Consider the following 25,668-nt stretch of genomic DNA (forward strand, 5'->3'; position numbering starts at 1 on the left):
AAACCATGTTCCAACACTTCTTTTCGGACTACCTTGTAAAACTCCAAGAAACCAATCAGCAATGGTGGCAAGATCTTGAATTAAGCAAGGAAGCCGTGAACACCCCCCTCAACAAAGCCATGCAAGAAGTCAATTTTGAAGACTCTGCTAAGTTCTTTGAACAAGCGGTCAATCAACCTACTGCTCTACTGCAAATGCAAACTCAGTGGTGGGAACAACAACTCAAAATCTGGCAAAACGTCGCGTTGGCCGGCAATACACAAAGCTTGGTCAATGAAGAAAAAGGCGACAAACGTTTTTCAGATGAGGGGTGGAAAAACGATGCATTTTATAGCTTCATAAAACAGTCGTATTTACTTTTTAGCCAGACTTATTTTGATACCATTAACAGCATTGAAGGTGTTGATGAGAAAACCAAAGAACGCATTATTTTCTTTTCTCGCCAAGCCATTAATGCACTCTCGCCAAGTAATTTTATCGCGACCAATCCAGAACTGCTCAAGCTCACTATTGAACAGAATGGTGAAAACTTATTAGCTGGCTTAGATCAACTGCGCGAAGATGTAGAGTCTAGTGCGGACATTTTGAAGATCCGCATGACTAATAACAACGCGTTCCGTATTGGCGATGACGTTGCTAATACACCGGGTGATGTCGTTTTTAAGAATGAGTTATTCGAGCTTATTCAATACAAACCACTCACAGAAAAAGTGAACGCAACGCCACTGTTGATTGTTCCTCCATTCATCAACAAATATTATATTTTGGATTTGCGCGAAAAAAATTCAATGATGCGATGGCTTGTTGAGCAGGGGCACACGGTATTCATGATGTCGTGGCGAAACCCAGGTAAAGAACAATCTAATGTGGAATTCGGCGATTACGTAACGGAAGGCGTTGTCAAAGCGGTGTCTGCAATTGAGGATATCACGGGCCAAGAACAGATTAATGCGGCTGGATATTGCATCGGCGGAACCGTACTAGCCTCAACGGTTGCGTATTATGCGGCCAAAAGAATGAAGAAGCGGATCAAATCAGCGTCGTTTTTCACTACATTACTCGACTTCTCTCAACCGGGTGAAGTGGGTGCGTATATTAACGATACGATCGTCAGTGCGTTAGAAATACAAAATAACGCGAAGGGCTATATGGATGGAAGATCACTCAGCGTGACCTTCAGCTTGCTTCGAGAAAATAGTTTGTATTGGAACTATTACGTTGAGAACTATTTAAAAGGTAAAAGCCCAGTCGATTTTGATCTGCTTTATTGGAACAGCGATAGCACAAACGTTTCAGCACCGTGTCATAACTTCCTCATTCGACAACTTTATTTGGAAAATAAATTGGTTCAAGATAAAGGGGTTAAGATTGGTGGAGTTTGGATTGATCTTAATAAGATCAAAGTGCCTAGCTATTTCATTTCTGCGAAGGAAGACCATATAGCCTTATGGCAAGGGACGTATCGTGGTGCTCTAAAATCTGGCGGTAATAAGACCTTTGTGCTTGGCGAATCTGGGCATATAGCGGGCATCGTTAACCATCCTAGTAAAAACAAGTATGGGTACTGGTTAAATGACAATCTTGATGATTCTGCTGATGAATGGTTATCGAACGCCACTCGTTCGGAAGGGTCTTGGTGGCCACATTGGCATAAATGGCTAATGACCTTTAATCCAGAAGAGCAAGTAGAACCGTTTGGGCAAGGTTCAGCGAACAACCCTGTGATTAGTGTTGCGCCAGGGAAATATGTCAGACAGGTCCTTCCCGTTGAATCGGTTAGTGATGGTAAGAGTAAAACAGAGAAAGAACAGGCAGAGACAGCTTAGATGCCTACTGCGATGAAAGGGTATTTGAACATCGCGGCTGCGGCGTTCAAATACCTTATCGAGTTTAATGACTTATATTAGCTATTTAGTCATTAGCACTTAGCGAATGCGTAAGTACGGAAGCCACCAATCAAATTTCGTGCTTTGTAGCCATTATTAACCAGTTGACGATACGCAACGTTACCGCGTAACCCGACTTGGCAATAAATGACGACTTCTTTGTCTTTCGGTAATTCGCTCATGCGGTGGCGAAGTTGATCAACAGGAATATTGATAGCGCCTTCGATATATCCGCCATTTTGTAGCTCGCCAGGGTTACGTACATCCAACAATACTTGTGTGTCATCGAGGTGATCAATCTCATCAAAGTGAATGGGCGTTGAATCGCCTTTGATGATGTTATTAGCAACAAAAGCGGCTTGGTTAATGACATCTTTGGCGCTGCCGTAAGGGGGAGCATAGGTCAATTCAAGGTGCTGAAGTTGTTCAACAGTCATTCCTGCTCTCTGCGCCACGGCCATGATATCAATGCGTTTGTCGACACCGTCTTTCCCAGCGGCCTGAGCACCCAAAATCTTGCCATTTTTTGGATCAAACAGCATTTTAAATGACACGATTTCTGCGCCAGGGTAGTAGCTAGCATGGCTTGCCGTATGAACGAACACTTTCTCGTAGTCAATACCATCGCGTTTAAGCTGCTTCTCGTTTTTACCAGTAGATGCAATTGCAAGGTCAAAGATCTTACAAATCGCTGTACCTTGTGTTCCTTGATAACTCTCTTGGCGGCCTAGCATGTTGTCAGCCGCCATTCTACCTTGACGATTCGCAGGGCCAGCCAATGGAACCATAGTTTGAGAACCCGTTACGAAATCTTGCTCCTCTATCGCATCACCGACGGCATAGATCGACGGATCGCTGGTTTGCATAGTGGGTGTGGTCCAAATGCCACCTAGATCGCCAATTTTTAGCCCAGCTTGAGACGCTAGTGTTGTCTCCGGACGAACACCTATCGCCATAATTAGAATGCCAGTTTCTAATTGCTCGCCATTGTTTAGGCTCAATACCAGGCTTTGGCTCGTCGATTGGTAATCAACGGCTTCAAGCGCAACGCCTAACCTAAGGTCTATGCCTTTGCTTTTTATTTCCGCATGAGCAAAGCCAGCCATTTCACGGTCAACAGGGGTCATAACCTGATCCGCCATTTCAATGAGGGTTGTTTCAATGCCTAGCTGGTGGAAAGCTTCCATCATTTCCAAGCCAATGAAGCCACCGCCGACGACTGTGGCGTGTTGAGGTTTATTGTCAGCTAATGTGTTTAGGATCTTATCCATATCAGGAATGTTGCGCAGCGAGTGCGTCAACGGGTTCTGGATACCCGAAATAGGCGGTACAATCGGAGCTGCACCTGGGCTCAGCAGTAAAAAGTCGTAAGTTTCAATGTATTCAGTGCCATCTAGAAGATTCTTAATGGTAACCGATTTACTCGATCGGTCGATGCTAACCACTTCATTCATGGTACGCACGTCGACGTTAAAGCGAGCTAGGAAACTCTCAGGGGTTTGAAGCAGCAGTTTATTACGCTCCTTGATATCACCGCCAATATGGTAAGGCAAGCCGCAGTTAGCAAAAGAGACAAACTCACCGCGTTCAAACATGATAATTTCAGCATCTTCACTTAATCGTCTTGCGCGAGCCGCAGCAGAAGCACCACCAGCAACGCCACCAATAATTAGAATCTTTGTCATTATTTTCTCCGAGGTACGCTTAGCGTAGTCCTAGTTTTTTTAAAAAATATACGGCAGGACAAATACCAGTGAATGCACTCTGAATCAGATTTATCCCAACAAATACGGTTAGCCAAACAAAATTACTATGAACAGTGACTGTTAATAGCACAGATAGAAGAATCATACAGCCAGCCAGTACGCGTACACCATTATCAATTGTCATAATCTTGTTCCTTCCATTCGTTGTGTAATGTCTTTCCATTTGTCTATTAGCTCATACTAATGTTAAATTATCTAAATTGCAATGGACTAAATTAGTATTGACTAATTTAAATTTATTAGTAGAATCTAAACAAAGCCCAATGAGAGTTAGTATTGCTATGAAAAATCAGGTTCTCGATCTCAAAGAGATGCAAAGCCAAGCAGAGGAAGCCGCTAATTTACTAAGAGTGATGGCGCACCCTGAGCGTTTAATGGTTCTCTGTTACTTAACGGAAGGGGAAGTGGGCGTTGCCGAACTGATGCAGCATTCAAATTTGAGCCAGTCTGCTTTTTCTCAACACCTATCTGTACTGAGAAAATGTGGTTTGATTACTTCTCGCAAGGAATCTCAGCAGGTGTTTTACTCGTTGGCGGACCCAAGAGCGCACGCATTGATTAATAGCCTTCACAGCGTTTTTTGCAGAGCTGTCAGTTAATTAAAAAATACATTTTGATTGGCTGTTTTGCTGAGCAGGTAATCAAAATTTGTTTTCAATTGTATAGAGGTTTATATGGCGTTTGCTGTTCCATGGGAGTCACTGTTTGGTGGCATGTTACTCGGGCTATCGGCCGTAATATTGATGCTATTTAGTGGGAAAGTCGCCGGAATTAGTGGCGTTGTTGGAGGGCTTTTAAATCCAAAAAAACACGATTCAAGCTGGCGTGCTGCTTTTGTTGTTGGGCTAATATTAAGTGCGGTTATTCTTGCACCACTTGGCTTTGATCTTCCAGATGTGTCAAACAACAACATCGTGCTGGTCGCTGTCGCTGGTGTATTAGTTGGGTTTGGTACCCGTCTGGCAAATGGCTGTACGAGTGGGCATGGAATCGTAGGCATGGGCCGATTTTCTGTGAGATCCATTGTGGCGACATGCACATTCATGATCACAGCGATCATCGTTGTTTGGGTAAAGCGTCAAGTAGGGTGGGCATAATGTCAGTGAATAGAATAGTAGGAATGATCGTTGGCTTGATCTCTGGGCTGCTTTTCGGTGCAGGCATGGTTATCTCTGGAATGGCGGATCCGGAAGTCGTCACTGCGTTTTTGGACCTGACAGGTGATTGGGACCCAAGCCTCGCATTTGTGATGGGTGGTGCGCTTTTCGTGTTTACACCTTGTTATCATCTGATCATTAAAAAGCGCACAAGCGCGATCAATGGCAGCCAATTTTCGTTGCCACAGAAAAAGAACCTCGACGGTAATTTAATCGTAGGCGCTAGCATTTTTGGTTTGGGTTGGGGGCTTTCTGGGATTTGTCCAGGCCCAGCAATGAGCAGTATAGCGGGGGGCTCAAATATAATTTTAGCGTTTGTATTGAGCATGTTGGTGGGTTTCGTATTAGGTAGTCAGCACCTAGCAGGACGACTGTGGATTAGCAATAAAAACGAAGCAAGCGATGATCAAAGCCAACAAATCGATCCTTCTCCAGTCACCGATACGATTAACTGATCAACAGAGCAGTGAGATGCAGTTTGCATCTCACTAGAAGGCCAATCTAAGGGAGTTAGATTATGGATAAAGAACACTCACATTCGCTCGTCTATCGAGTAATGAACAGCTTTTTCCCTCCTATTTTATTGGTCATCGCACTCGCTTTTGGGGCCGCTGCTTTCTGGTTGACCCCAAAAGAAGAAGATCCACAGATCGTCGTGCCTATGATTGATGTGTTAATCGATGCACCAGGCTTAAGCGCCCGTCAGGTCGAAAATCAAATTACGGAACCGATTGAAAAAATCTTGAGTCAAATTGACGGTGTTGAATATGTCTATTCGTCATCAATGGAAGGAGCTGCTCAAGTTATCGTGCGTTTTTATGTTGGGGAAAACCGCGAAGAAGCCTTAGTTAAGCTCTATAACAAGCTTTATTCTAATCAAGATCATATTCCTTCTACTGTCGAACGTTGGTTAGTTAAACCTATCGAAATCGACGATGTAGCGATTGTCGTTGCTGCCGTTTACTCGAAAAACGCGGAACAGCTTGATCATGATGATTTGCGCCGAGTTTCTGAACAAGCGACTCTAGCGTTGAAAGCGGTTCCCAATACCAATATCGTATCAGTGATTGGTGGTCAACCTAGAACCATCGAATTGGCGCTCAATGCTACGGCTATGGCCAACTACAAAGTCACGGTTTCAGATCTTGCTCAAGCATTTCAACTCACTCATGTCAAATCTTCAGCAGGGGACATTCAAACTTCGGGTCAGCGATATTCTCTTGAAAGTGGTCAACTGTTTCAATCTTCGGAAGAGCTTGGAGACTTTGTGGTCTCCGTGATTAACGGACGTCCTGTTTATTTGCGTGATGTTGCTGATATCTATGACGGCCCATCTGAAGCCAAAAGTGATACCTGGTATCGGTCAGTGGCGTTGAATGACGCTGAAGAGGTTCCTGCGGTCTTTATCAGTGTAGCTAAGCAAAAAGGTGCGAATGCCGTTACCGTTGCCAACGACGTCATAGCCACGTTACGAGAATTAGAAAGCACTCAGTTTCCTGAAGAGATCGGTGTCGATATTATTCGAAACTACGGACAAACCGCCGATGAAAAAGTCACCAACTTAATCTCTAGCTTAGGTATTTCTATACTGACTGTGGTTGTCTTTGTCGGGTTATTTCTTAATTGGCGCAGTGCCCTTGTTGTCGGTATTGCCATTCCTATCAGTTATGGCGCGACATTGGGCGTGGATTTACTGTTCGGCTACTCGATAAATCGAGTGACCTTATTCGCGTTGATTTTGGCGTTAGGCCTTATCGTTGATGATCCTATCGCGAGTATCGATAATATCGAACGGTATTTGAAGAGAAAAGAACTCAAACGAACGGATGCCATTGTGCTGGCAATGGCTGAAATTCGCAGCGCATTGCTCATGTCCACCGTGGCGATTGTGATTGTGTTTACCCCTATGTTCTTTATCACTGGAATGATGGGGCCGTATATGGCGCCGTTGGCTTTCAACGTCCCGATAAGCGTTGTGTTTAGTACAGTAATCGCGTTTTTCATAACACCTTGGCTTGCCAAAAAAATACTGAAAGGCTCTGAAGAACGTGGTCATTATCAGATCAAAAATACACTCTTATTTAAGACATACCAACGGTTGTTACTGCCACTATTGCAAAGTCGTAAAAAAAGCCACGGATTTCTGGCGTTAGTCGGTTTACTCTTTTTAATTGCAGCGTCACTGCCTTTGTTTCGCTCGGTACCCTTAAAGTTACTGCCTTACGACAATAAGAATGAGTTCCAACTGATTGTGAATATGCCCGAAAATACCGATTTCGTATCGACATCGAACGTATTGCGAGAGTTTTCGGACTTTTTAATCACTGTCCCTGAAGTCCAATCGGTATCTGGTTTCTCTGCAATAGCGTCCCCGATGGATTTTAACAGCATGGTCAGGCACTATTTTTTACGTAATCAGCCCTATCAAGGTGAACTACGGATAGTTCTGGTCGATAAAAAACACCGGAATATGCAATCACACGAAATAGTAACTAGGCTACGGTCAGACATCGAAGCCATTGCATTTAAGCATAATGCGGCTATTCAAATCGTCGAAGTGCCACCTGGCCCACCGGTTATTTCCACCATCACTGCGGAAGTGTACGGGAATGGGTTCCAAAGCTATTCACAATTGCAGGAGCAAGCAAAACAGGTAGCAAATCGGTTATCAAGAGAAGCGTTTGTGTCAGAAGTCGATACCAGCGTTCAAGGTGAATCCAAAACGTTACAGTTCATTATTGATCAAGAAAAAGCGGCGTTATCTGGTATTTCAGTAGCGGATATCAATCAGACACTTCAGTCCGCCAATCAAGGCTACACCTTAGCCTACTTAGCAAAACAGAACGAAGTGAACCCGCTCGCGATTTCAATTCGATTGCCAAGAGGTGATAGAGATCAGTTATCCGCGTTATTGCAACTTTACGTAAGAGGTAGTACAGCGTCGATCAAAAATAGCCAAGATGGTGGGTTAGTCGATGCCGCTAAACCTCTGGTTCAATTAAGTGAACTCGGAGAATTTGTGAATCGAGAGACGGATCAACCTATCTTTCATAAAAACCTAAAACCCGTTGTTTATGTGTACGCCGAAGTCACTGGAAGAGTCCCTGGGGAGATCATTGCCGATGTAATGGCCGATCAAGATACGCCAGTGCAAACGTATTCAGTGCCCGTCAATGAGCGCTCATATTTAAACAATGGGGCTGGCGATAGCTGGAGCGTAGCTAAAGGCACCGACATTGTCTGGAGTGGTGAAGGGGAGTGGAAAATCACCGTCGATGTGTTTAGAGATCTCGGTATTGCCTACGCAGCGGCACTGTTTGGTGTGTTTCTCGTGATGCTGATTCAAACCGGACTGCCTGCCGTATCGGGTATTATCATGTTGGCGATTCCTTTGACGGTTATTGGCATCATGCCCGGGTTTTGGCTGTTGAACGTATTGAGTTCAGACATTAACGGATACCCAAACCCTTCGCTTTTCACCGCGACAGCAATGATAGGGATGATTGCATTAGCGGGGATAGTGGTACGAAATTCACTTGTGTTGATTGAATTTGTACAGCAGTCCTTAGCGAAGGGGCAACCTCTACAAGATGCACTGATCGAATCAGGCGCGGTCCGTATGCGGCCTATCTTATTGACAGCGGGAACTACCTTATTGGGTAACATTGTCATTACCTTAGATCCTATTTTCAACGGACTCGCGTGGTCGATCATTTTTGGTATTACCGCATCCACTATTTTCACTCTTCTGGTTATCCCCGTCGTTTATAACCTGGCGTATCAAGAGAGTCACAAAAGCAGCGCAGTCAGTCGTGAAAGAGTGACGCTAATGGAGGACGAATAATGAAAAGCAAAAATAAATGGCTTGGGGTGATTTTGTTTACCTTATTAACCATGCTATTCCTTTTTATGGCGGGCATGTTTAATGAAAAAGTATCAGACAATAAACGTCACACAACCAAACCTGAAATCGCTCCGGAAGTCATCGTATTAGCCCCTATTAATGAGCCTGTTTGGCGAGAGTTTTCTGGTGTCGTTGTTGCAAAACAGAGAGCTGATATTTCTGCGCGAATCACAGCTAAAGTATCGGAAATATATATTGAAGTGGGCGAAGCTGTCGAAAAAGGTGACATTTTGATGCGTCTAGAGAACGAAGATCTAGAAGCACGAGTTACGCAAAATGAACAGGCCTTATCGGGAGCGCAAGCGAAACTCAGCTCTGCGATTAAAGAATACGACAGAGCGAAAGAGCTGTTAACCAGAAAGCTCGTTTCTCAATCCAGTTTTGATAACGCCGAAAGCGAGTTGGAACTGGCCAAAGCCACATTTAACCAAACTCAGGCTGCACTGATAGAGTCACAAACGACACGCGAGTTCAGTATCATTACTGCGCCATTTGCAGGGCTGATCACCAATAAACCGATTAATGTTGGGGACACAGCTGCCCCCGGCAATGTATTGGTTTCTCTCTATCAGCCGGCGCGCTTACAAATTCAGGCCGACATCGCTGAATCGGTATTGCCACATATTCAATTGGGGCAAGAGATCAATGTCGACCTTCCCACCGTTTCCCTTAATATTCCATCGAATGTGAGTGAAATGACCCCGTCAGCAGACGTAAATTCAAGAAGTTATCAGATTAAGCTCGATGTTAATGTCGAGGGTGGTGTCTACCCAGGCATGTACGCCAAACTTAAAGTTCCAGTCGGTGAACATGACGTTCTTCGTTTACCTGAAAGTGCCGTGATACACGTGGGGCAGCTAGAATATGTCCAAGTATGGGATGGTGAAAACATCACTCGACGGTTAATTCAACTGGGTGACGATGGCAGAGTGAGAAAAGGTTTAGTAGCAGGGCAGCAGGTGCTTCGTTTCCCGCAAAACTGATCGAGATGTGATTGACCGTTATGCCATTAACCGTTATGTCATTAACCGTATACAGTCGTAACGAATGGAGTCTTTTTGAACTTGAGCCGTTCAACACGGTAAGCTCTGAATGAGATAAGCCAAAGACAACAAGGGAAGATTAGTGAATGGCCATTACGATCGGGCAATGGTCGCTAAGATTATAATTTAAAACATCTTGAGCACGATACGTAGTTTGCTTAGGTGCAGAAAAAGCCAACCGCTTAGTCAGAACAATATGATCGATAACCGAGCGATACTGGTGTGTTAAGCCTGCCTCTCTTTTGGCACGTACTTTACAGTCCGGTGTCGTGTTTTTACTGGCAAGTACCGCACCGGTTTGATGAGCCAGCTCAGTCCAAAGCCAATCGTTCGGTGCGCTGAGGTTATGATTAAAGTCTCCTAAAATGACATACGCATCATTGTCTAGTTCACGATCTTGAATCCATGCTCGTAATTTTTTCGTTTGTTCTTTCAAACGTCGACAGTCTTTCTTCTCTTTATAGTGCTCAATACACCCTGCTTTTAAATGAACCGACAGCAGATGAATGGGCATTTCTCCTTCTGGATTGATCACAACATAAGTGGCAAACCTAAGTTTGCTGCGCGAATGAGTTTCTAATTGGATGGAGGGCATCGCCGTTACGGAGAGAGAAGAGTGAATCGCAAAACCTGTGTACTGGTTGATATCACCAAATTGATGATTTTTTTTCGAGGCTAATGAACGGTCTGACATCCATAGGGTGTAATCAGGGCCGACAACACGCTGAATCGCTGCAACATCGTTAATCTCTTGGAAACTTAACACGTCTAGATCCATGTTATCGAAGTAGCGCTGGAGTTGATTAAAGTCTTCGGGCGACCGATGGGAATTTGGCATGGACCTATTGGCATCTGAAGTGAGCCATTCAATGTTCCAACTGGCGACACGAAGTTGACTTTCTGCTTGGAGTGAAAGCGGCAAAAAAAGTAACGCTGTGACAAATATTCTAGCCAGATGTGCAATGGTCATACGATAATTACTGTGAATTTCATGGAAGCCGTTATTCTATCAGTGTTGCGAATAAATCAAGTACCATTTTCGCTAAACATCCAATTTTCATTGTTTCTTTTCTAAGTGAGAAGTACAGAGAAAAGATCGAACTGAAGTTCATCAGGGAACCGCTTTTCTTGATCCAAATCAATACTTGTCATTTGTGCTTTTTGTTAAATACACCACAACATATAGTGTCAGTGTATTTAATAGTCGCCCTATATAGTGTGTTTGTGGATAACTCTGTGAGTATGCTTAGGGTAAGGAGAAATGGTGAAACCAATCGTAATCAAACGTGACGGCTCAAGAGCTCCGTTTAGTAGGGATCGTATTCAGGCAGCGGTGGAAAGTGCCGCAGATAATGCCGATAAAGAAATCGCTATTTACGCGCTGAATGTCGCGTTAGCTGTTGAGTTAAAACTAGCGGATTACGATGAAGTTCATATCTCTGAAATTCAAACGCTGGTTGAAAATGAATTAATGCAAGGGCCATTTAAGTCACTTGCTCGTGGTTATATTGAATACCGACATGATCGCGACATCGCCCGTGAAAAGCAAAGTACGTTAACGCGAGAGATCGAAGGATTAATCGAAGAGAGTAACGTCGATTTAATTAACGAAAATGCGAACAAAGACGGAAAAGTCATCCCGACTCAACGGGATTTATTAGCGGGTATCGTGGCAAAGCACTATGCAAAGACCCACATTTTACCACGTGATATTGTTCAGGCTCACGAAGAAGGCGATATTCATTATCACGACCTAGATTACGCCCCGTTTTTCCCGATGTTTAACTGCATGTTGATTGATCTACAAGGCATGCTGACGCGAGGTTTTAAAATGGGTAATGCTGAAATCGACACACCAAAATCGATTTCAACGGCAACGGCGGTTACTGCACAAATCATCGCGCAAGTCGCGAGCCATATTTATGGTGGAACTACGATTAACCGAATCGATGAAGTGTTAGAGCCATACGTAACCACCAGCTATGACAAACATTTAGACATCGCCAAAGAGTGGGACATTCCGAACCCAGAAGCATTCGCCAAGGCGCGGACTGAAAAAGAGTGTTATGACGCGTTCCAATCGCTTGAGTACGAAGTCAATACGTTACATACCGCGAACGGACAAACGCCGTTTGTGACGTTTGGTTTTGGTCTGGGCACCAGTTGGGCCTCTCGTTTGATCCAGAAGTCGATTTTGAAGAACCGCATTGCAGGTCTGGGTAAAAACGCGAAAACGGCAGTATTCCCTAAATTGGTGTTCGCGATCAAAGATGGCCTCAACCATACCTCTGACGATCCAAACTATGACATTAAACAGCTCGCATTAGAATGTGCGTCTAAGCGCATGTATCCGGATATCTTAAATTACGACAAAGTGGTTGAAGTGACCGGATCATTTAAAACCCCGATGGGTTGTCGTAGTTTCCTTGGTACATACGAGGAAAACGGTGAACTTGTCCATGAAGGCCGTAATAACCTAGGGGTAGTCAGTCTTAACCTGCCGCGTATCGCGTTGAAAGCGCAAGGCAACGTAGACAAGTTTTATACGTTATTGGATGAGAAATTGCAGCTTGCGCGCCGCGCTTTAGAAACGCGTATTAGCCGTTTAGAGAATGTTAAAGCGAGAGTCGCTCCGATTCTGTATATGGAAGGTGCGTGTGGTGTGCGTTTGAAAGCAGACCAGCCGATTGCAGAGATCTTTAAAAACGGTCGAGCATCCATTTCTCTGGGATACATTGGTATTCACGAGATGATCACCGCATTGCATGGCGTGGACCAACACGTTTACGACGATGCAGAACTTCGACAGCAAGGACTGAATATCGTTAAGTATTTAAAAAACGAAGTGGATAAATGGACCGAAGAAACGGGGTACGCGTTTAGCCTATACGCTACGCCAAGTGAAAACTTATGCAGCCGTTTTTGTCGTGTTGATACTAAAGAATTCGGTGTCATTGAGGGCGTAACGGATCGCGGATACTACACCAACAGTTTCCACCTTGATGTGCAAAAGAAAGTGAATCCTTACGACAAGATTGACTTTGAAATGCCATACCCACCAATTTCTTCCGGTGGCTTCATTTGCTACGGGGAATTCCCGAATATGCAAAACAATATTGAAGCGTTAGAAAACGTCTGGGATTACAGTTACTCACGTGTGCCATATTACGGAACAAACACTCCCATTGATGAATGTTATGAGTGTGGCTTTAATGGCGAGTTTGAGTGTACCAGTAAAGGATTTACCTGCCCGAAATGTGGTAACCACGACTCGACCAAAGTATCAGTTACTCGTCGTGTTTGCGGATACCTAGGTTCTCCTGATGCAAGACCCTTTAACTTCGGTAAACAAGAAGAAGTTAAACGACGCGTTAAGCACTTGTAATTTTAAGATAAAAATAGGCGACGGCGCTTGTCATGAATTATCACCAGTATCATCCGATTGATGTTATTAACGGCCCGGGAACCCGTTGTACGCTTTTTGTTTCCGGTTGCGTTCACCAATGCAAGGGGTGTTACAACCAATCGACTCTGCGTCTCGATTCTGGTCACTTATTTACGCAAGAGCTGTCGGATAAGATCATTGCTGATCTTAACGACACGCGCATAAAACGTAGAGGATTATCGTTATCAGGCGGTGATCCTATGCATCCAGCGAATGTGTCAGAGGTATTAAAACTGGTACAGAGAGTGAAAAGTGAGTGTGTTGGTAAAGATATTTGGTTATGGACCGGTTATCAGTTGCATGAACTCGATGAACACCAACAACGTTTATTGCCTTATGTCGATACTTTAATTGACGGAAAATTTGAGCAGAGTAAGGCGGATCCGAGCCTTAAATGGCGGGGCAGTGCCAATCAAATTATTCATACCTTCACGGCTTGTTAAAAAGTAAATATCTCGATCTTAATTTTGATTAAGTACTAAACACCGATTTAACAATTTATGTAAGTAACAATCCATTCTATTAAAGTAACAATCCATTAAAATTTCGCTTCGATTTTGATGAATCTAATGTTACCGTGATGGCATTACTTGAATTTCAAAGGGTTGTGACTTTCATGTTTTCACACTTATCCGAACCAACACTGGATCCTATCCTCTCTTTATCTATTGCCTACCGTCAAGACGAGCGTCCTGACAAGGTTGATCTTGGCATCGGTGTATACCGAAATAGTCAAGGTGAAACGCCAATTATGGCGGCGATAAAGCAGGCGCAAGACATCGTAACACAAACACAAAAAACCAAAGCTTATGTAGGCTTAGCGGGTTGTGAAGAGTTTAATCAGTCTATGACCGATTTGCTGTTATCCGGCACGTCAGCAATGGGAAGAGTGGCGACCATTCAAACGCCAGGTGCGAGCGGTGCACTTAGAATGCTGGGGGACTTAATGAAGCTTGCCCAGCCAGATACGACAATTTGGATTTCAAATCCGAGTTATGTTAACCACAAGCCTGTGATGGAAGCTGCTGGGCTTAAAGTGAAATATTACAGCTATTTCAGTGCCGATACCAAGCAGGTGGATAGCGAAAAAATGCTGAAAGAACTTTCTTTCGCGGGACCAAATGATGTTGTGTTGCTTCATGGCTGTTGCCACAACCCAACGGGTGCTGATATTGATTTTTCAGCTTGGCAGGCAATCACAGAGCTCTCGCAGAAGAATGGTTTTATTCCTTTTGTCGATATCGCTTACCAAGGCTTCGGTGATGGCTTAGAAGAAGACGCAAAAGGTCTTCGCTATATGGCTGACAATGTTGAAGAGATGATGATCACCACTTCATGCTCTAAAAACTTTGGTCTTTACCGTGAGAGAACCGGTGCCGCCATCGTGGTTGGTCAGTCTCTAAAAGACGTGACCAATGCGAAAGGTAAGTTGCTGACTCTGGCACGCTCTACTTATACGATGCCACCTGACCATGGTGCGGCATTGGTTAAAACTATCTTAAACGACGATCAATTGACTCAAACCTGGAAAGTTGAGCTAAGCGAAATGCAGCAACGTTTACTTAGCCTGAGAAAAAGCTTGTGTGATGAACTTAGAAATGAACATGATACGGATCATTTTAACTTCATCGAAAGCCATAAAGGGATGTTTACCGTGCTAGGCTTTACCAGTGACCAGATGTCTACGTTAAGAGAGCAGTTCGGTATCTACGGTGTCGGAGACGGTCGGATCAATATCGCTGGCCTATCTGAAAATCATATTGCGTATGTGGCTAAGGCCATTGCTACTGTATCAAGATAATAATTAGATCAAGATAATAGTTAGGTATTTCTATGAAGAAGCAGAATCACTTATTGTTAATGGTTATGTTAAGTCTTGGGCTCACAGCGTGTTCGACAACCAGTAATGTTGACAAAGAGCCGTTACCTGAACCAGAAAACCCGGTTGAAGTGCCTGTTGTCGAGCCTGAGACGGACAAGCCTGTTGAGCCTGAAGTAAAACCTGAAGAGCCAGTTGTCGAGCCAGAGCCTAAACCAGCAGAGAAACCAAAACCTCAAGCGAAAAAAACAGAAGATGGAAAACTGATTCTTGGTGATCAAGAGTGGGTTTACGTTCCTGGTTTAAAACAAAGCTTCAAAGCTCGCGTGGATACTGGAGCAACAACTTCGTCAGTAAGTGCTCAAGATATCCTTCAGTTTGAGCGTGACGGAAAAGAGTGGGTGAAGTTTAAGGTAGACATGGGTGACACGCTGAGCAAAGAGATTGCGTTACCGGTTCAACGTTGGGTTAAAATTAGACAATCAAACAGTGAAGAATCAGAAAAAAGGCCCGTCGTTGTCGCTTGGGTCCAGGTCGGTGATCTCAAAGAAAAAACAGAGTTTACCTTGTCTGATCGCAACCATATGAAGTTTTCAATTCTATTGGGTCGCAGCTTTTTTAAAGACGTCGCTATTGTTGATGTGAGTAAGAAATTTGTACAGGACAAATACAAATAGCTTTACTCAGATTTAGAACTTATAACAATGTAACAAGGGCCATTCACTGAATGGCCCTTGTTTATTTACGGCTCTGGGTACTTACTGCAATGTGGACAATTTAAGGGTGTATTGGAAGATCCTCTCTTTGGCCCCATTCCGTCCATGAGCCATCATAAACCGACATATTTTTATAGCCGCATAGCTCACACGCTAGTAATACAATGCAGGCCGTCACACCTGAACCACAGCTAAAAATGTAACGATCTTTGGTGGGATCAATCGACGTTTCAAGGATCGATTTCAATTGCTCAACGGGCTTGAGTCGCTCTTCATTCATCAATTCCGCAAACGGCTGGCAGATAGAGTTCGGAATATGCCCACTGCGAATACCTGCTCTAGGCTCTTCTGTTTCAGCGTTAAATCTTGCTCTACCACGAGCATCTACCGTCAGGCTGGCGCTGTTGTTAATTTGAGAAAGAACAGTATCTGCGGATACAAAATAGTCTGAATTCAGCGTGCCAGAAAAATCACCCGGTTCTTGGGGGGTTGCATAGGATTTGTCGGTTTCATAACCAGCTTGTTTCCATGCGGTTAGTCCTCCGTCAAGCACATACACGTTTTCGTGCCCCATTGCCTTTAACATTACCCATGCTCGTGGAGAGGCGAAAGTGCCACTGTTGTCATACACAACGATGACAGACTCATTATTCATTCCGATTTTCTTTGCGGATTCATTGAACCGATCTTCAGAAGGCATCATATGAGGCAAGGAACTGCTCGGATCGCTAAAGTCCTTATCATAATCAAATCGCAACGCATTAGGGATTTTATTGATGGTGTCCTTAGCCGTTTCACTTGGGATTTTAAAGTTTATGCTTGCATCTAAGATGACCAAATTAGGATTATCTTGTTGTTCCTTGAGCCACTGGGCGGTAACAAGTGGGTGCATTATTACTCCTTATATTCGATTTCCACGTGCAAAATCAGCATGAAATAAACTGAAAATGGGTGGCAGTGCTAAGTTTACTGGTATTGGCTTTCAGTAAGACAGACGTCCCTAGCTTACATTGAACGGAGCCGCCTATACTGACTCGAAAAACACCGGCATCGGGAACATCAACGATTAAGTAATGCCTCTGGCCATCTAGAGACTGAATCATCGACTGATCGGTGATGGTGCCTTGTATCTGAATACTGTCTGAATCATCAGGTAGAAAATACGTGACTAGCAACAATATAAACGTGGCAATCAACAGAGCTGCAATGTAAGTCTTTGGTTTATCCATCCAAAATAACCATTGGGAACGAGCATTCAGAAAGAGTTTACCGTGTCTATTGCCTGAATGCTCGGAGCTAGCTACCAAATCCAACTATTTTGTGAGGGCGTGAATTGATATTGGATGGGGTCGCTTCCATCATAGAACCATATTTCAGCTAACACCGATGATTGCGAGTCAGAGATAATAAACTCGAGTGCAGCTTTCCCGTTATCTAATGATGATGACGTAATACGACTGTTAAAGTTGGGGACGAAACTACCATCTTGCAGGGGCACGTAGTTTCCGTAAATTGACACATAAGCGCGTTGTGTCGAGTAGCCGCTGATATCAACGTCAAACGTGTATTCTACAACAGGATTAAAACTGAACCCATCTGGGATCGAAAGATCTTGTGTTGTCCGTTGGACTGCTAGGGTGTTTTCTATAAAGCCAGCGGATCCTGCCGATTCACCTTGCTCTTCCGTCGTGATGGTTTTGTTAGTAGGAGGGCTGCCCCCATCACCTCCGCCACCGCAGGCAAGAAGAAAGAATGAGAGAGATAAAGTGATCCATTTAATATCCATAGTCTTTACTCCTGTGGTTGGAAGAAACGATTAGAGGATGCCTTGTTTTCTAAGTACCAATTCTGGCTTTGTTGTCCCGCTGATTCTGCATAGGCTGCAAATTCAGGGTAGGTGAGCACCAAATCTACCCGTTCTTGTGGCCATTTCCACTCATCGGTTATCAGTAGAGCCCAAGGTAGATTGCCGGCCGTTTTAAAGAAACGAGTGGCGCTGGGATCACTGCTATCAATGCCTCTTGCGTAAAGTGATTCGTCAAACTGCTCGGTCGGTGCTTGATCCGCTAGGTGGACTTCCCATTTTCGGCCCGGTTGAAAGGTGACGCCTTCGCCATGGTACGAGTTAGGAGTGGCAAAAATAAAGGGGTCGTAGGGCATCGCCATTAATCCAGAGGTGTCTGCGGAATCTGTCGTTGTAATATCCAGACTGAACGAAAATTTGAGAGACTCCTGACACGTTTGTTCTGTTCTGTAATAGCTGCAACTTTCTGATCGCACCACCGACATGTCATCAGAAACAATAAAAATTGCTTCTTCAGATATTGCTTCCAAACCATTGGTTGGTTGAACAACGCCATTGTGCGTCATGGTTGTTAGCGCTTCATCAATGTCAGTGCGATTAATCCCAGCCAGTCGGATTGCAAAACCATTGCGGTAGTCTGCGCCGTAGGCTGCAACATAGCCTTCAATTTTTGAGCGAGACACTTTTCCATCTTGCAGTGTTTCTGTTACGCGGTAACGAACAACAAGGTCATTCATGTCGTAGTCGGCGGTGTAAGGCCAATTGTCTTCAAAAGCGACGGTAGCATAGCCCGATTCGCTAGGGTAATGGCGTATCGCAATACCATCTTTGGTGATGAGAATGGGGTGATCTTCGACTTCCCCTTTTTGCGCTCCGCCCACGTGTTCAATTCCAGTCTGGTCGCTAAAGCGAAAACGGCTCCATGTTGATCCCATGGTTGCATCATTGGGTACTGACAGAATCAGAGCATTCGTTCCTTGAGACAGTATCGTGTCTGAAAAAACCTTTTCTCCCTCATCTGTAAAGTCGCCATCTTTGTTCCAGTCTATCCACGCTGAAAGGTAACCGGTGGTGGATGCTTGCACCGACACTAGGGCATTCATACCCGCTTCAATGGCCGTAACGAATCCGACGCCATCTTCATCTTGTCGACCGGCTTTGTTATCATCCAATGGTGCCAAAAGGCCATCACCTTCTCCATCAGGAGCAACCAAGCCAAGGTAATAACCAGACCCAATACCGTGTCTAGGGCCATTTGAATCGAGGAGTGTGGAATAACTGTCAGGCGCATCGCCAAAGTCGATGGTAGAGTCTTCATCAATAACCGGTGCATTGGCACAGCGTGCACCGTCATTTTGTCCTGATGCCGGGCCATTGGCAAATAGGGCTGCTGCAATCGTTTCATCGGTCATGTTGTCAGGATCAGAAAGATCGATTCGAAAGATCGCCCCGTCGGAATTACGCGCAATGTAGTAATAGCCATTGACATCAAAGTATCCGGCGCCAAAAGTACCGGTGACCCCGACATTCCCGAGCCGAGTTTCACCGCCCACCTCGGTATCAAATTCAAACAAATTTCCGGTGGAATTATCAACGCCATACAGTTTCCCGTTACTCGGGTGAAAGGCGAAGTCGGTTAAGTTTACCGTTGCTGTCTCGGTTATCAGTTCGAGGGTTAGCTGCGCGGAAGGATCAGAGTCGAGCGGAGACAAATCTATTTTGAATAGCCCTTCATTTTTTCGATAGAGGTAAAACACATGGTTATAGACATCACCGACGTAGAAAGTATGAATAGGTAAACCAGACACATTGAGCGTTTCAGATTGAAAATTTTGCCCTAAGCGAACCACTTGTTTGTAAGTCGTATCATACCCATAGATATAACGATCATCATAATCGAAACCGACGGCATTGATGTTTCCCACCGTCCCGGTATTTGCTTGCAATAAGTTGGTTTCACCTGTGACCAGGTTGACGCCATAGACTTGAACAGGCTTCGATTGGAACAGATAAGCTTCACTTGGGCAGGTATCAAATGGGGCAGAAATCGCCGCCAGCGGGGTCAAACACAAAACGATTATCGATATAAGCCGATGCATAGGTATCTCCTTGTCACTCACGCTCAGTTATTGAGGTAATACCATTACAAGGAGTATGCCAGTAATTTAATCCATATAATTCAATGTATTAAGTTGTGGACTAGCAAAATGAGTCAGATTGACTGTCAAAACAAGAACCGGCAGATAAGCCGGTTTTCATAATGAGAAATGATTGGGTCTGCTGGGGTTTATCTCAAGAGCAGGTCGGGCAGTGGGGCAATTTTGATAATTTCATTTCACGCCAGTTCATGGTGAGAGCATCTAAAATAAGGACCTTTCCTGCAAGGGGAGTGCCGTAATGAGCAATGACTTTGATCGCTTCCATGGCTTGAACAGCACCAATGATACCAACAACAGGAGCCATGACACCGGCTTCCACACATGTTAATGCGCCGCTACCGAAAAGAGCGCTTAAACATTGGTAGCAAGGGTGTTCATCATTTTGGAACGTGAATACGCTAACTTGACCTTCCATACGAATCGCTGCCCCAGATACGAGCGGGGTTTTTGTTGCGTAACAAAGCCGATTAAGCTGATCTCGAGTCGCTACATTATCTGATCCATCAAGAACAAGTGTATGCTGACGAATCAAATCGTTGAGTGTTTCATCATCTAGACGCTGTTCAATAATCCCGACCTCTAGATGTGGGTTGAGCTTCAATAAAGATGATCGAGCTGATTCTACTTTAGCGACCCCAATATCGTCGTCGCTATGCAACACTTGCCGCTGTAAATTTGACAGTTCGACCACATCATCATCGATCAGTGTCAGTTTACCAATGCCCGCTGTTGCCAAATATTGACTGGCCGCACAGCCTAAACCACCCGCACCTAGTATCAGTACAGAACTTTGCTTCAAGGCTTCTTGGCCTTCGAAATCAAATTGTTTAAGTATAATTTGTCGATTGTAACGCAACATTTCAGCGTCAGATAAAATATCCAAGACCAGTCCTTAATACAATGTTGAGTTAAATAGCTGAATCTGTACCGTTTCACCCACTTCAACACGGCCACGTTCGCGTTCCAATACGACAAAGCAATTGGACAAGCTCATCGAACGAAACGCCCCTGAGCTCTGATTACCGGTGGTTTCAACCACGAACTTTCCATTTTCCAAGTGATAAACGCCACGTTGGTAGTCGGTACGCCCTGGACTTTTTTTGAAGGCGGTTTTTGTGATGGCGGGAATCGATTCAGGAGATTGCCACTGAGTGTGTCCTGCAAGTTTAGCCAGCATGGGCTGAACCAGAACGTACATGGTGAGCATCGCTGATACCGGGTTGCCAGGTAGCCCACAGAACCAAGCATTTTCTAACGCACCAAACGCAAACGGTTTACCTGGTTTAATGGCGAGTTTCCAGAAACCGATTTCCCCCAGCTCTTCTAAAATGTCTTTTGTGTAATCCGCCTCGCCAACGCTTACGCCTCCAGAAGTCACGACAACATCAGACATAGATTGGGCTTGTTCAAAGGTCGCTTTTAACGTTGTTTGGCAATCAGGAATGATGCCCAAATCAATCGCTTCACAGCCAAAATTTTCAATAAGTGGCTTGATGCCATAGCGGTTACTGTCGTATATCTGGCCATCTTCTAATGGCTCACCTAGCGATTTAAGTTCATCGCCGGTTGAAAAAAATGCGACTTTAGGCTTTCGCACAACAAGAATGTGACTAACACCGAGAGAGGCAATCATAGGAATATCACGTGGCGTAAGACGGGCACCTTTTTCGAGAACGATATCACCCTCACGAATATCATCACCGAGTGGGCGAATATTGTTCTGAGGCGCAATAGCGGTTTGATTGATCACAATGCCTTGCTCAGAGGCTTCAGTGTTTTCTTGCATGACCACCGCATCGCAACCTTCAGGTATTTTTGCGCCTGTCATAATTCGAATACAAGTTCCAGGTGGCCAATCCCCCTCAAAAGGCAAACCTGCAAAAGATTTACCCGCTAAGGGTAGGACATTGGTCGACTCTAAATCTGATAGTCGAAGTGCGTAGCCATCCATCGCAGAATTATCAAACGGAGGAACAAAAATGGGAGACAATACATCTTCAGCAAGAACAAAGCCCAGAGCGTCTGCAAGAGGAAGTCGCAGCGTTGTTTGAATTGGTTTAATGCGAGAAAGCATAGAGTTCATGGCATCTTCAAGAGGCATTAAGCCCGGAGCGTCACAGCAGCCCATCTAATTATCCTATTTATCGTATTGTTAGTCATAAACCTTATCATAGAATAACCAGTATCTATAACGGCTAGAGACAAATTATGAGTAGTCATTATTTCTAATTACGCGTATCCTTGTCAGCCATCCAAAAGGGGTAAATTGAGAGGAAACGGAATGTCAGATCTGAGCGAATCCGCAAAGTTAGTAAAAGATGCGCTAGAAAGCCGTGGATTAGAAACGCCAATGCGTCCTAACCAGGTCAGTCGTGAAGAAAAGAAAGAGAAGATTGAGCACCACATGCGTGAGATTTTATCGCTTCTCGAACTTGATTTGACCGATGACAGCCTAGAAGAAACCCCTCATCGCATCGCAAAGATGTACGTAGATGAAGTGTTCTCTGGCCTTGATTATTCCAATTTCCCAAAAATCACGGTCATTGAAAATAAAATGAACGTGAGTGAAATGGTACGAGTCAAAGACATTACCGTGACCAGTACTTGTGAGCACCATTTGGTGACCATTGATGGTAAAGCTGCGGTTGCATATATTCCACGAGGAAAGATCATTGGCTTGTCGAAGATCAATCGTATTGTTCGCTTCTTCGCACAACGTCCACAGGTTCAAGAACGCATGACTCAACAAATATTAGTGGCACTGCAAACGCTACTAGAGTCTGATGATGTGGCTGTCACTATTGATGCCGTGCATTATTGCGTGAAATCTCGCGGTGTGATGGATGCGACAAGTTCAACCACAACAACCGCTCTAGGTGGAATATTCAAGACCATTCCAGCGACTCGCCATGAGTTTTTACATGGACTTAGATAGCGGGAACAACGAGTTAAACATCGCCTCTTTTTAGAGGCGTTTTACGTTCTATGCTTTCAGTATTAGCGTTTTATGCATTAACAATTTTCGTTCGAAATTTTAGAATTCACGCTCTAAATTTTGACCAGTAGCAACACATAATATTCGCAGCTCTCAACATTCAACTATTGAATGAACTGTTAACACCAAATTAATCGGGCAATATTCAAATAAATAGGCATAATACGCCTCATTATTGAGCGCCTTATAGGACACTACCGTGACAACAACTTCTTTTTCAACACTGCCGTTAAAACCTGAACTACTGCAGACATTGGACGCACTAGGTTATACCGAGATGACGCCTATTCAACAGCAGAGCTTACCGAGTGTTTTAGCAGGTAAAGATGTTATTGCTCAGGGGAAAACGGGTTCGGGTAAAACAGCAGCATTCTCATTGGGTTTGCTGAGTAACTTAAACGTTAAACGCTTTCGTGTTCAATCGTTGGTTTTATGTCCAACACGAGAGCTGGCGGATCAAGTGGCCAAAGAAATTCGTACCCTTGCTCGTGGCATTCACAATATAAAAGTACTGACGCTGTGTGGCGGTATGCCAATGGGGCCTCAAATTGGTTCTTTAGAACATGGCGCGCATATTTTAGTAGGCACACCAGGGCGAATTTTAGATCACCTGTCACGAGATCGCATCAATCTAGATGAACTGAATACGCTGGTTCTTGATGAAGCTGACCGCATGTTAGACATGGGCTTCGAGGATGCTCTTGATGCCATCATCGACCAAGCACCGAAACAGCGTCAAACCCTGTTATTCAGTGCTACTTTTCCGAAAGAAATTAAAACGGTTGCTGCTCGAATCATGGAAAAACCAGAAATGGTGAAAGTTGAGTCGACCCATCAAACATCAACGATCAAGCAACATTTCTACAAAGTGTCTTGCCAAGAAGATCGTGATGACGCACTTGAAACGTTACTTCTCAATTTCCAACCTGAATCTTCAGTGGTGTTCTGTAATACGAAGAAAGAAGTTCAAAACGTCACCGACGAGCTACAACACCGCGGATTTAGTGTGACAGAGTTGCATGGCGATATGGAACAACGTGAACGTGATCAGGCTCTAACTATGTTTGCTAACAAGAGTATTTCTATTCTTGTTGCAACGGATGTTGCGGCTCGTGGACTTGATGTTGATAACCTAGATGCAGTCTTTAACTTTGAGCTGTCACGTGACCCAGAAGTTCATGTCCACCGTATAGGGCGTACAGGGAGAGCAGGGGAGAAAGGGAATGCCTTTAGCTTCTTTAGTGACAGAGAAATGCAACGTGTCGCGCTTATCGACGAATACATGGATATCGAAATTAAGCCATCTGCATTACCTGAAAGAGGTAAACAGGAGCCGATGGAAGCGCCAATGACGACAATTCAGCTCCTTGGCGGTAAGAAAATGAAGCTTCGTCCTGGTGATATCCTTGGTGCTTTAACCAAGCAAGCTGGAATCGATGGCAAAAAAATCGGTAAGATTAATTCATTAGCAATGGTGACGTATATTGCTGTTGAAAAGAGTGTTGCGAAAGTGGCTCTAAAGCAGATTCAAACGGGCAAGATTAAAGGCCGTCAGTTCAAAGCGCGCATCATGAAATAATACCTGTTATGCCATTGCCGTTATGTGCGTGTAAGTCATGTGATTCCAAGGCGTCTGGTGGAAAGTGCATGTCATAGAAAAAGTGCCTCATTGACTATTACGTTCCAACAAAAAGCCGATCTGTTACCATCAGATCGGCTTTTTTGTGTCTGCTTTTTGAACAGGCTAAGCTTTAATCAGATTAAGCTTCAACCAACTCATGCTATCCGTTAAACAAATACAAATACTCCTCGTACCCTTCATTACTCATGTTTTCAACAGGAATAAAGCGAAGGGCGGCAGAGTTCATGCAGTATCGTAGCCCTGTTGGCGCTGGGCCGTCTTTGAACACGTGACCTAAATGTGAGTCAGCAAATCGGCTTCTTACTTCAGTCCTCGGATAAAACAGTTTGTAGTCAGTATGCTCTTCTATATAGGCCGCGTTAATAGGCTTGGTAAAACTCGGCCAACCTGTGCCTGATTTATACTTGTCTGTCGATGAAAATAGTGGCTCGCCAGAAACGATATCAACGTAAATACCTGCTTCTTTGTTGTCCCAATATTCATTGTCAAATGCGCGTTCGGTGCCGTCTTCTTGAGTCACGTAATATTGAATCTCTGTCAGGCGCTGTTTTATTTCGCTCTCAATTGGCTTGTTGTAAGGTTTTACATCAACTATCTTCGCTTTAGCGTCGATCATTTCTCGCAGTGTCACTGGATTTTCTATGCGATCATCCCCGAAAATTTTGTCCAAATACTGGTCGCGACCAGAATTGTAGCGGTAATACTTATAACGCACTTTGTTGCGCTTGTAATAGTCTTGGTGATAATCCTCAGCTGGCCAAAATGACTCAAACTCAATCAGTTCGACTTTGAGCGGTTTCCCAAATACACCCAGTGCATCCACTTCTGCTAAAAACGCTGTCGCAATGTTTTTCTGCTCTGTGTTATGGAAGAAGATAGCAGGGCGATAATGTGGCCCTCTATCGACAAACGATCCCTTGTCATCAGTGGGGTCGATATGGCGCAACAACTGATCTAGGATCGCTTCGTAGCTAACCCGATCAGGATCAAACGTTACCGATATCACCTCTATGTGGTCTGTTTTGCCAGAAGCAACTTGTTTGTAGGTTGGGTTATCAAGGCTTCCCCCGGCATAACCAGACACTACGTCAATGACACCTTCTAAAGCCTCTAGATCGGATTCGGTACACCAAAAACATCCACCAGCTAATGTCGCGACATCGACCTTAGCAGCGGGTTGCATCTCTGAAGATGACTGCACGGGAAAGAAGGCCGAAATGGCCAGTAGCCCAAAAGCAGCAAGTATTAGCGTATGACGAGATTGCTTAAGCATAGTATTCCCTCTAATTAGTTCCCTATAAAGAGAACAATAATTGGAGGAAAAAATTTCAA

At 44.3% G+C, this 25,668-nt stretch carries 22 protein-coding genes; 12 read left to right on the forward strand and 10 right to left on the reverse strand.

The features are described 5' to 3' along the window. Nucleotides 1-5: 5 nt before the first annotated feature. Nucleotides 6-1,826 carry a class I poly(R)-hydroxyalkanoic acid synthase gene (phaC, locus tag A1QO_RS17110; protein WP_017033626.1) on the forward strand — a complete coding sequence of 607 codons (1,821 nt, stop codon included), beginning with the start codon at nt 6-8 and terminating at the stop codon, nt 1,824-1,826. A gap of 92 nt (nt 1,827-1,918) precedes the next feature. Here the strand turns inward: phaC and A1QO_RS17115 are convergent, their stop codons facing one another. Together A1QO_RS17115 and A1QO_RS17120 are read right to left on the reverse strand one after the other, a co-directional pair. Continuing rightward, on the reverse strand, nt 1,919-3,571 hold the full coding sequence (locus A1QO_RS17115; protein ID WP_017039609.1) for an FAD-dependent oxidoreductase: 1,653 nt from the start codon (nt 3,569-3,571) through the stop codon (nt 1,919-1,921). 19 nt (nt 3,572-3,590) lie between these two features. Further along, nucleotides 3,591-3,776, reverse strand: coding sequence for a YgaP family membrane protein (locus A1QO_RS17120; protein ID WP_017033624.1), 186 nt, complete (start codon nt 3,774-3,776; stop codon nt 3,591-3,593). A gap of 157 nt (nt 3,777-3,933) precedes the next feature. Here A1QO_RS17120 and A1QO_RS17125 point away from each other — a divergent pair, with 157 nt between their 5' ends. The 5 genes from A1QO_RS17125 (at nt 3,934) to A1QO_RS17145 (ending at nt 9,696) form a co-directional block, all read left to right on the forward strand. Then, nucleotides 3,934-4,251 carry an ArsR/SmtB family transcription factor gene (locus tag A1QO_RS17125; RefSeq protein WP_017039608.1) on the forward strand — a complete coding sequence of 106 codons (318 nt, stop codon included), beginning with the start codon at nt 3,934-3,936 and terminating at the stop codon, nt 4,249-4,251. A 75-nt stretch (nt 4,252-4,326) separates the two neighbouring features. Beyond that, complete coding sequence (locus tag A1QO_RS17130) at nt 4,327-4,749, forward strand: YeeE/YedE family protein (protein WP_017033622.1); 423 nt, start codon at nt 4,327-4,329, stop codon at nt 4,747-4,749. A 23-nt stretch (nt 4,750-4,772) separates the two neighbouring features. Further along, on the forward strand, nt 4,773-5,264 hold the full coding sequence (locus A1QO_RS17135; RefSeq protein ID WP_017033621.1) for a YeeE/YedE family protein: 492 nt from the start codon (nt 4,773-4,775) through the stop codon (nt 5,262-5,264). A gap of 62 nt (nt 5,265-5,326) precedes the next feature. After that, complete coding sequence (locus A1QO_RS17140; protein ID WP_017039607.1) at nt 5,327-8,653, forward strand: efflux RND transporter permease subunit; 3,327 nt, start codon at nt 5,327-5,329, stop codon at nt 8,651-8,653. Beyond that, nucleotides 8,653-9,696, forward strand: a complete 1,044-nt coding sequence (locus A1QO_RS17145; RefSeq protein ID WP_017039606.1) for an efflux RND transporter periplasmic adaptor subunit — start codon at nt 8,653-8,655, stop codon at nt 9,694-9,696. The genes A1QO_RS17140 and A1QO_RS17145 overlap by 1 nt, the downstream gene beginning before the upstream one ends. Nucleotides 9,697-9,835: 139 nt before the next feature. Here the strand turns inward: A1QO_RS17145 and A1QO_RS17150 are convergent, their stop codons facing one another. Further along, nucleotides 9,836-10,726 (reverse strand): endonuclease/exonuclease/phosphatase family protein, encoded by an 891-nt coding sequence (locus tag A1QO_RS17150; RefSeq protein WP_017039605.1) that lies wholly within the window; start codon nt 10,724-10,726, stop codon nt 9,836-9,838. A 294-nt stretch (nt 10,727-11,020) separates the two neighbouring features. Here A1QO_RS17150 and nrdD point away from each other — a divergent pair, with 294 nt between their 5' ends. The 4 genes from nrdD to A1QO_RS17170 all read left to right on the forward strand — a co-directional run bounded on the left by nrdD (nt 11,021) and on the right by A1QO_RS17170 (nt 15,697). Further along, on the forward strand, nt 11,021-13,141 hold the full coding sequence (gene nrdD, locus A1QO_RS17155; RefSeq protein WP_026026638.1) for an anaerobic ribonucleoside-triphosphate reductase: 2,121 nt from the start codon (nt 11,021-11,023) through the stop codon (nt 13,139-13,141). A gap of 32 nt (nt 13,142-13,173) precedes the next feature. Then, nucleotides 13,174-13,644 (forward strand): anaerobic ribonucleoside-triphosphate reductase-activating protein, encoded by a 471-nt coding sequence (nrdG, locus tag A1QO_RS17160; RefSeq protein ID WP_017039880.1) that lies wholly within the window; start codon nt 13,174-13,176, stop codon nt 13,642-13,644. 173 nt (nt 13,645-13,817) lie between these two features. Then, nucleotides 13,818-15,002, forward strand: a complete 1,185-nt coding sequence (locus tag A1QO_RS17165; RefSeq protein WP_198926675.1) for an aromatic amino acid transaminase — start codon at nt 13,818-13,820, stop codon at nt 15,000-15,002. Between the two features lie 32 nt (nt 15,003-15,034). Beyond that, on the forward strand, nt 15,035-15,697 hold the full coding sequence (locus tag A1QO_RS17170) for an ATP-dependent zinc protease family protein (protein WP_017033614.1): 663 nt from the start codon (nt 15,035-15,037) through the stop codon (nt 15,695-15,697). A 100-nt stretch (nt 15,698-15,797) separates the two neighbouring features. Here A1QO_RS17170 and A1QO_RS17175 read toward each other — a convergent pair whose 3' ends face one another. The 6 genes from A1QO_RS17175 to moeA all read right to left on the reverse strand — a co-directional run bounded on the left by A1QO_RS17175 (nt 15,798) and on the right by moeA (nt 21,827). Then, nucleotides 15,798-16,628: a sulfurtransferase gene (locus A1QO_RS17175; protein ID WP_017033613.1), complete on the reverse strand. Its 831-nt coding sequence runs from the start codon at nt 16,626-16,628 to the stop codon at nt 15,798-15,800. Between the two features lie 34 nt (nt 16,629-16,662). Next, nucleotides 16,663-16,965 (reverse strand): hypothetical protein, encoded by a 303-nt coding sequence (locus A1QO_RS17180; RefSeq protein WP_017039878.1) that lies wholly within the window; start codon nt 16,963-16,965, stop codon nt 16,663-16,665. A 71-nt stretch (nt 16,966-17,036) separates the two neighbouring features. Further along, nucleotides 17,037-17,522 (reverse strand): hypothetical protein, encoded by a 486-nt coding sequence (locus tag A1QO_RS17185; RefSeq protein ID WP_017039877.1) that lies wholly within the window; start codon nt 17,520-17,522, stop codon nt 17,037-17,039. 5 nt (nt 17,523-17,527) lie between these two features. Beyond that, nucleotides 17,528-19,639: an LruC domain-containing protein gene (locus A1QO_RS17190; RefSeq protein ID WP_017033610.1), complete on the reverse strand. Its 2,112-nt coding sequence runs from the start codon at nt 19,637-19,639 to the stop codon at nt 17,528-17,530. A gap of 193 nt (nt 19,640-19,832) precedes the next feature. Next, on the reverse strand, nt 19,833-20,582 hold the full coding sequence (moeB, locus tag A1QO_RS17195) for a molybdopterin-synthase adenylyltransferase MoeB (RefSeq protein WP_017039876.1): 750 nt from the start codon (nt 20,580-20,582) through the stop codon (nt 19,833-19,835). A 9-nt stretch (nt 20,583-20,591) separates the two neighbouring features. Then, nucleotides 20,592-21,827: a molybdopterin molybdotransferase MoeA gene (moeA, locus tag A1QO_RS17200; RefSeq protein WP_017039875.1), complete on the reverse strand. Its 1,236-nt coding sequence runs from the start codon at nt 21,825-21,827 to the stop codon at nt 20,592-20,594. 153 nt (nt 21,828-21,980) lie between these two features. On the opposite strand from moeA, the gene folE reads away from it, so the two are divergent. Continuing rightward, nucleotides 21,981-22,634: a GTP cyclohydrolase I FolE gene (folE, locus tag A1QO_RS17205; RefSeq protein WP_017033607.1), complete on the forward strand. Its 654-nt coding sequence runs from the start codon at nt 21,981-21,983 to the stop codon at nt 22,632-22,634. Between the two features lie 259 nt (nt 22,635-22,893). After that, nucleotides 22,894-24,273, forward strand: coding sequence for an ATP-dependent RNA helicase DbpA (dbpA, locus tag A1QO_RS17210; RefSeq protein WP_017039874.1), 1,380 nt, complete (start codon nt 22,894-22,896; stop codon nt 24,271-24,273). A 202-nt stretch (nt 24,274-24,475) separates the two neighbouring features. Here the strand turns inward: dbpA and msrB are convergent, their stop codons facing one another. Then, nucleotides 24,476-25,609 (reverse strand): peptide-methionine (R)-S-oxide reductase MsrB, encoded by a 1,134-nt coding sequence (gene msrB, locus A1QO_RS17215; RefSeq protein WP_017039873.1) that lies wholly within the window; start codon nt 25,607-25,609, stop codon nt 24,476-24,478. Between the last annotated feature and the right edge of the window lie 59 nt (nt 25,610-25,668).

The sequence above is a fragment of the Vibrio genomosp. F10 str. ZF-129 genome (assembly GCF_000287055.2).
Lineage (GTDB): Bacteria > Pseudomonadota > Gammaproteobacteria > Enterobacterales > Vibrionaceae > Vibrio.